Annotated in this window: 10 protein-coding genes; all 10 read right to left on the minus strand. The window is 64.4% G+C overall.

From position 1 onward, the window contains the following. Positions 1-44: 44 nt before the first annotated feature. Positions 45-158, minus strand: coding sequence for a GpE family phage tail protein (locus AC07X6_RS25270; RefSeq protein WP_071650277.1), 114 nt, complete (start codon positions 156-158; stop codon positions 45-47). Positions 159-166: 8 nt separating this feature from the next. Beyond that, the gene (locus tag AC07X6_RS25275) at positions 167-475 is read right to left on the minus strand and encodes a phage tail assembly protein (protein ID WP_070346127.1); all 309 of its coding nucleotides are present in this window, start codon (positions 473-475) and stop codon (positions 167-169) included. Between the two features lie 37 nt (positions 476-512). Continuing rightward, entirely contained in the window at positions 513-1,022 is a 510-nt protein-coding gene (locus tag AC07X6_RS25280) for a phage major tail tube protein (protein ID WP_494792768.1), read from the minus strand. A 59-nt stretch (positions 1,023-1,081) separates the two neighbouring features. After that, on the minus strand, positions 1,082-2,257 hold the full coding sequence (locus AC07X6_RS25285) for a phage tail sheath protein (protein ID WP_494792769.1): 1,176 nt from the start codon (positions 2,255-2,257) through the stop codon (positions 1,082-1,084). A gap of 30 nt (positions 2,258-2,287) precedes the next feature. Further along, positions 2,288-2,794: a hypothetical protein gene (locus AC07X6_RS25290; protein WP_494792770.1), complete on the minus strand. Its 507-nt coding sequence runs from the start codon at positions 2,792-2,794 to the stop codon at positions 2,288-2,290. A gap of 1 nt (position 2,795) precedes the next feature. After that, positions 2,796-4,631 (minus strand): phage tail-collar fiber domain-containing protein, encoded by a 1,836-nt coding sequence (locus AC07X6_RS25295; protein ID WP_494792771.1) that lies wholly within the window; start codon positions 4,629-4,631, stop codon positions 2,796-2,798. Continuing rightward, positions 4,628-5,248: a phage tail protein I gene (locus AC07X6_RS25300; RefSeq protein WP_494792772.1), complete on the minus strand. Its 621-nt coding sequence runs from the start codon at positions 5,246-5,248 to the stop codon at positions 4,628-4,630. Before AC07X6_RS25300 ends, AC07X6_RS25295 begins: the two co-directional genes overlap by 4 nt. Beyond that, entirely contained in the window at positions 5,241-6,152 is a 912-nt protein-coding gene (locus AC07X6_RS25305; RefSeq protein WP_494792773.1) for a baseplate assembly protein, read from the minus strand. Before AC07X6_RS25305 ends, AC07X6_RS25300 begins: the two co-directional genes overlap by 8 nt. Further along, the gene (locus tag AC07X6_RS25310) at positions 6,149-6,493 is read right to left on the minus strand and encodes a GPW/gp25 family protein (RefSeq protein ID WP_474290168.1); all 345 of its coding nucleotides are present in this window, start codon (positions 6,491-6,493) and stop codon (positions 6,149-6,151) included. The genes AC07X6_RS25305 and AC07X6_RS25310 overlap by 4 nt, the downstream gene beginning before the upstream one ends. Continuing rightward, the coding region (locus tag AC07X6_RS25315) for a phage baseplate assembly protein V (protein WP_494792774.1) at positions 6,490-7,190 on the minus strand (701 nt) is incomplete at its 5' end. The genes AC07X6_RS25315 and AC07X6_RS25310, both read right to left, overlap by 4 nt.

The raw sequence follows: 7,190 nt of genomic DNA on the forward strand, positions 1-7,190 counted from the left end.
AGCGCTGCAAATACCACCTGTAATTTCAGATCCCGACCAGCCATCTATTCCGCTCCGCTTCGCTGCCGGGCGCGTTCGCGCCAGGCCATCAGTTCATCAATCGTAAAATCGTCCATCGCTGCCGGCGTCCAGTGGAAGACGCCGGCAATGTCGGCCATGGCGTCTTCTACTTCGCCGGGGATACCGAAAGGCGATCGGCTTTGCTCGCCAAAAAACCGGCAACCTCGGCGCCCACGGCCAGCAGGTCGGCCGGGTCCATGTTGGCGATGTCGTGCGCGGTCAGGGTCGGCTCGGTGATGCGCGGCAGGACGATCTGCAGGGCCGACACGTTCAGGTTGGCCAGCTCGATCAGGGAAATGCCGCGCAGGGCGCCCGCCTTGGGCTTGCGCACGGTCAGCGAAGTGATGAAGCTGTCGCCGCGCTTGATTGGCTCGTCCAGTTCGATGACGGCTTGGTTTTGGGTATCGTTGTTCATGCTGTGTTCCTTGTGGGGTGGTCAGTAAAAAAGGGGATTACAGGCCGATGGCCTTGCGGATGGCCGCATTCGTGTCGCCGCCGCCGAAGTTCTCGGTGCCGCTCATGAAGTCCAGTTCGATGACGGTGGCGCCGTCGATCATCAGCTTGTAATAGCTGCACGCCATCGTGTATTTGTGCGTGGTGTCGTCGCCCATCTTGGCCGCGCCCATATCGATTTCCTTGTAACGGCCGCGCACGACGACCTCGACGGCGGCGACGCTGCCGTCATCGTCTTCCTGGTAGGCGCCGGCAAAGCGCAGTTGCACGGCGCCGTGCGTGTGTGCGCCGTACTGTTTCAGGGCTTCGGCGATCAGGCCGCCGCCGCTCCATTCCAGCGACAGCGCCTCATTGCCGAAGTCGACGGACACGGGGCCGCTCATGCCGCCGGCGCGGTATTCTTCCATCTTGCGGCTCAGTTTCGGCAAGGTGACTTCGGGCACCATGCCCATGAAGGAGACGCCGTTCTGGAACAAGTTAAAATTTTTCAGTTTGCGGGGCAGACCCATAAGGTTCTCCGTTGTTCAGTTTCGCCCGCGCGGGGCGGGCAGGGTGGTGATGCAGACGATTACGCGGCGATGCGCGAGGCGAAGTCGGCCAGGTAGCGGTCGGTAATGCGCTGCTGGAATTTCAGGTTTTCCAGCGGCGGCACGGGCGTGTAGTCGTAGTCGATGGCCAGCTTGCCGTCTTTCAGGCCTGTCTTGTCGTTGTATTGCTCGTCATACCAGGCATGGCCGTCGATGATGTATCCCTGCAATTTCAAGTCGCGGAACTTGGCATTGATGCTTTCCAGCAGATCGCGAACCAGCGAGGGATGCAGGGGCACATCGACGTAGGCGAAGTGCGCCTCGGCGATGGTGTCGGCCAGCACCTGGGCCGTGCGCGTGTAGCTTTCGAAATAGAAGAAGCCGCCCGGTTCCTCGCAGGTGCGCGAACCCCAGAAGCGGTAACCGCCCATGTTAATCAGGGTGGTCACTTCCTTGGCGTTGAGCACGCCGGCATCGGTGGCGGGGTCTTGCAGGTCGAAAAACACGTCCTTGCTGATGCCGGTCGGGCCGTTGACGACCACGTTCGACAATGTCTTGTGCCAGCCCGTTTCCTCGTCGATCTTGGCGCGCAGGCCCATGGCGTAAGCGACGGCGGAAATGCTGGCCTCTTCGTTGGTGGCGGTATTCCAGTTCACGAAGTCGGGCCAGATCACCATCACTTCGCGCTGGCCGAACTGGCCGCGATAGGCGGTGGCCGCCGTGACGGTGGCGCAGCCGTAGGCCGACGCATACACGAAGGCGCGCAGGCGCTGTGCCACGCTGGCCAGGGCGTTGGTGACGGCCTGGGTGTCCAGCCCCGGCGCGCCCAGGATGCGCGGTTTCACGCCGAGCTTACTTTGCGCCGCCAGCAGCGCCTGGGCGCCCAGGTACTTGCCGTCAGGCGACACGCCGCCCACGGCGTTGCTGGTGGTTTCCGCTTCCGTTTCGCCCTGGGCGACGCGCACCACAACCGTCAGGGGCTTGGTTTGCGCGGCGATGGCTTGCAGGACGCGGCGCAGGGTGCCTGACTTGCCGGCCTTGCCCATGGCGGCCAGCACGTTGGTGACGAGCACGGGCGTGTCCAGTGGAAAAGCGATAGGATCGGCGTCGTCGGCCGTGGCGATCAGGCCCAGCACGGCGGTGGACACGGTGCGGATCGGGCGCGAACCCTCGTTGATTTCAATGACGCGCACGCCATGGTGGTAGTCGGTGGCCATAGGGCTCTCCTGGTGAGTGGTGAAAAGACGTTACTGGGGCGCTGCCGTGCCGGCATCATCGAAGGCGCGCCGCGCCTCATCCGGCAAGGCGTCGGCGATGTGCTGGAATTCGGCGCTGACGGCCGCTTGCAGCGCCTCGATGTCCTGTGCGGCAGCGACCGTTGCGCAGGTGGTGATGTCGAGCAGGCAGGTGCGCGCCGTGGCGACCGCTTGGGCGGTTGCCGCATCGCCGCTGGCCATGGCGGCAAAGCCAATGCCGGCCAGGCGGTTGAGGATGGCGTCGCGCGCCTGGCGCACGCTGGCCAGGTAGGGCGCGGCCAGCACGGCAAACGGTGGCGGCGGTGGCGCGGTAATACTCCACTTGCCGCCGGACTTCTTGCGGATGGTCGCGCCGGCGGTGATTGCCTCGCGCAGCATGGCCTCGTCCTCGGGCGCGACCTCGACGCCATCGGCCGGCCAGGTGCCGGCCTGTTCGTAGTCGGCACGCATGGCGGCCGGATAAAAGCCACGGGTGGTATTGGAATAAAAGATCGTCATATTATTTTCCGAAAGCGATGTAACGGGTGGCTGGCGTGGAGTCGGACGAGTACGCGGCAAAGCCCGTTCTGGTTGGCTTGCCGGTTCCCAGGCGATTGACGGCGTCGTTGTTGGCGCCGGTTAGGCAGACGCCGAAGCACTCCACAGGGAATGCGATATCGAAGGTAATGAAACTTCCTGCGGGCGTCGCGGTGGCATCACCAAATTGCAAGATGAAATTGCCCGGCAGTTTTTGATAGCCGTTGCTTGCAGCCAACTTTGACGAAAAATCGGCATTGCGCCCCATTTCGGCGGTTGCATCGATGACTTGCCAGACTTGGCCGCTTGTTGCCATCACGGTGATGAACTGGCCTTGTTTGATGATGATTTTTTTCACATCGGCAACGTCATAGCCAATGACCACGCCGGCTCCGGACGCAATTGTGCCCGGTGATTGGTTCAGGCCGAAGAGCTTGAAGTACTTGCCCGAATTGGCGGGAATGCCCAGCGAGTCCGGGCTGGGAATGGTGAGGGTCAGACCAGGGGCGGTAAAGTACAGGGCGGCGCCCATGTCGTCCGCTGTCAAGATACGGTCGGCATTCACGCCAACGTATTTCACCATGCTGCCCTGTGCCTGCTGCACGAACTCGGCGCTTGCCAGTTTCTTCGAGGCGTCAAATTTTTTAAGCGTCGCCACTTCTTTCATGCTGTATTGCGGATGCGGGTCAAGAGCGGCCGCGTGCTTGGCCAGTTGCTGGTCGCCATACGCGCGCGCGCTGGTGTCCTGCTGATCGACATAGGCGACCTTGGCCAGCAGTGGGTGCGGATCGACAGCAGCCTGGTGCTTGGCCAGTTGCTGATCGCCATAGGTACGCGCGTTGGCGTCCTGCTGATCGACGTAGGCGACCTTGGCCAGCAGTGGATGTGGATCGGCTGCGGCCTGATGCTTGGCCAGTTGCTGGTCGCCATACGCGCGCGCGCTGGTGTCCTGCTGATCGACATAGGCGACCTTGGCCAGCAGCGGGTGCGGATCGACAGCAGCCTGGTGCTTGGCCAGTTGCTGGTCGCCATAGGCCCGTGCGCTGGTGTCCTGTTGATCGACATAGGCGACCTTGGCCAGCAGCGGATGCGGATCTGCAGCAGCCTGGTGCTTGGCCAGTTGCTGATCGCCATAGGCGCGCGCGCTGGTGTCTTGCTGATCGACATAGGCGACCTTCGCCAGCAGCGGGTGCGGGTCAAGAGCAGCCTGGTGCTTGGCCAGTTGCTGGTCGCCATAGGCGCGTGCGCTGGAGTCTTTCTGATCGACATAGGCGACCTTGGCCAGCAGCGGATGCGGATCAAGAGCAGCCAGGTGCCTGGCCAGTTGCGCGTCGCTGTAGGCGCGCACGGTAATGATCTGTTCATCGACATACTGGCGTGTTGCCAGGATGATGGACGGGTCGATTTTCAGCTCGATGGCGGCCGTGCTGGCGACGATCAGCACGATGCGCACCACTTGCGTGCGCCCGCTGCCCTCGGCCATCAATGGCTTGTAGCTGGGCGGGCAGTTGGCCACCGCGCACAGGTCGCCCGCCTCGTCGTAGATGCCGAGTTCGCGCATCCACCAGCCGCCCACGTTCTCGGGCAGCACTTGTTCGGCAATGATCTGGCTGCTGTTGGCCGGGTCTTTGTCCAATTTGTTCAAGTCGGCGCGGTGCACCTCGCGTAGCAGCGCCTTTTGTCCTCGGTCGGGAACCGGCAGGGTGCCGTTGCCGTCGCCGACGCCCATTTTTTTCAGTTTCAGGGTTTGCCCCAGGGCGATGGCATTGGCCAGCTTGGCCTCGCCCACCTGCGTCAGAATAGCGAAATATGTGCTCATGGATAGATGGTCATGGTGTCGATGGTATGGGATGCGCCGGCCAGCAACAGCGTGCCGCGCACTTCGATGGTTTCCGCGATCCAGGGATACACGGTCATGCTGTCGCCGTGGTACGCACAAGCGCCCGCGTAGACGTTGCCGCGACTTTCCAGATAAATGGCCAGGCCCGTCATGTGGCGGCTGACGGGCTTGGCGTCGGCGATCAGGCGTTCCATTTCCTGAAACATGGCGTCCGTGATGCCCGTGTCCAGCACGCCGACATCGAGGCGGAAGGTGCCCGGCACGCCCGGCGGCGTGGTTTGCCACCATTCGGTGATGCGGATCAAATAGCCCAGGGATTCGACCACGCGGCGCACGGCGGCAATCGTGCCCTTGTGCTTGTGGATGAAATAGGATGCCTTGATGGCGCCGCGCTTGGTCGATTCGGGCCAGGTGTCGTCCCAGCGGTCAACGGAACAGGCCCAGGCCAGGAATGGCAGCAGATTGACCGGGCAGCGGTCGGCGTTCCACAGATCGCGCAGCGGCACGGGCACGTTGACCAGCTCGGCGCAGGCCACGGCGATGGCGCGCTCCAGCGCCGTGGTATTGGGCGGCAGGGTGGCCACGACCTTATTCATCGCGCACCACGACATTCAGTTTGATGGCCGTGCAGCGCGCAGCCTGGGTGGCGTTCAGTTCGATATCCGCCGCCGGGTTAGTCAAGACGACCTTGCGCACGCCCTCGACGTGCACGGCGGCGCTGCAGGCGGAACGGTAGATGCTGTGCCCCAGCGGGCGGCGCGGCTGCGACACGCGCACGGCGTTGGCGCGCGCCGCGTCCAGCAGAATCGGCACTTCCGGGCCGACGCCGATAAACAAGGTGGCCTCGATCTGGTAGTCGATGACCTGGGCGGCCTGCACCGTCAGGCGGTCGCCCAGGGGGCGCACGTCCTCGGCATTGAGCGCGCGCGCCACGGTGGCCAGCAGCGCGGCGTCGGCGATGCCCGTGTCGTTGTTGGCCAGCACCGTGACGATGACGTGCGCCGGTGCGGGGCTGGTGGCGCTCGCGTCCTTGACGCGGCCATCGCTGCTGCGGGCGTGGAATTCATACGACGCCTTCGGGCCGGCTACGGAGAGGCCGTCCGGTGCTTCCTGGATGCGCAGGCGGTAGGCGTCGTTGTCTTCCATGACGGCGGCCACGGGCGGCAGCGCGTTGGGATTGGCCGGCGTGATGGCCAGGCGCGTCACGTTGACGTTGGCGCCCAGCTGGTCCAGGTCGCCATCGAGGGCAAACGCCAGCATGACGGCCTTGCCGGCCTCGTTGACGCGGTTGCGCAAGATGGTTTCCTGATACGCGTTTTCTTCAAGCAGCTTGGTGGCCGGTTCCGACTCCAGCTCCAGCAGGGCCGTGACGGCCGCGCGCTCGGCTTCCGGCAGCAGGCTGACCAGGTGGGCTTTGCGTGTGGCGAGAATGGCTTCGAAGTCCAGCACTTCGACCACGCTCGGTGCTGGCAACTGGGTCAGGTCGATGGGCGTGCTCATACGGCGCCCCCTTGCTTGACGGGCACGGCCAGGGTGATGCCCTGGCCATTCGCCGTGCCGTCGAGCAGCAGCGCGATGGCGCCGTCCGTGTCGCGCGTGAGCTGCACGCTGGCCAGCTGCAAACGCGGTTCCCAGCGGCGCAAGGCAAAGGCGGTGGCGGCGTAGATGCGCAACTGCGTGGCGCTGTTCAGGGGCTGGTCGATCAATTCGGGCACTTCGGAACCGTAGCGGCGGCGCCGGATGCGCGAACCCATGGGTGTCGTGAGGATGTCGGTGACCGACTGGCGCAGGTGGCCCAGGCCCGTCAGGCTGCGCCCGGTGGCGGCGTGCATGCCCATCATGATTGCGGCCCGCCCGACTGGTCGCCGCCGGCCTTGACGCCGCCGTGCGCATGCCTGGCCAGGCTGATGGCGCCGGCCAGCACGTCCTCGCTGGCCTGGATTGTCCCTTGCACGGCCATGGCCACGCCGCCAGCGGTGTCGGCCTTGGCGTTCACGCCGCCATTCAGCGCGGTGGCGCCGTTGACGATGGCCGCTTGCATGACGATCAGGTTTTTCATGACGGTCAGGTCGCCCGTGCAGATGGTGCTGGGCGCGTTTGACGTGACCTTGTCGGCCGTAATGGTGGCGGTGCCGCCGGGGAGCACTGCAGTCAGGGCGTGGGCCGCATGGTCGTACTGCACCACGGCACCGTCGGAGTAATGCGTGGTATGGATGCTGTCGCTGGTTTCGGGTGCGTCAAACGCCTGCGAGTACAGCGCTGGCAGGATGATGCCGCGCGTCAGGTCGCCGCCGGGGGAAAAGACGATCACTTGTTCGCCGACAGTCGGCGCCGACCAGGTGCGCGTGCTGCCGGCGCGCCGAGTAGCCCATTTCAGCCATTCGGTGGTGAGTGTCGGCCCCAGCCGCACGCGCGCCTTGGCCCCTTTGACCTCGGCAATGGTGCCCAGGCGGATCAGGTTTTGCAGCAAACGGAGGAGGTCGGACAGGTCGGCGTTCATGCAGTGCATGTTGCCGAAGTCCGCGTGCGGATGCACGC

The sequence above is a fragment of the Janthinobacterium sp. GW460-12-1-14-LB5 genome (assembly GCF_059423585.1).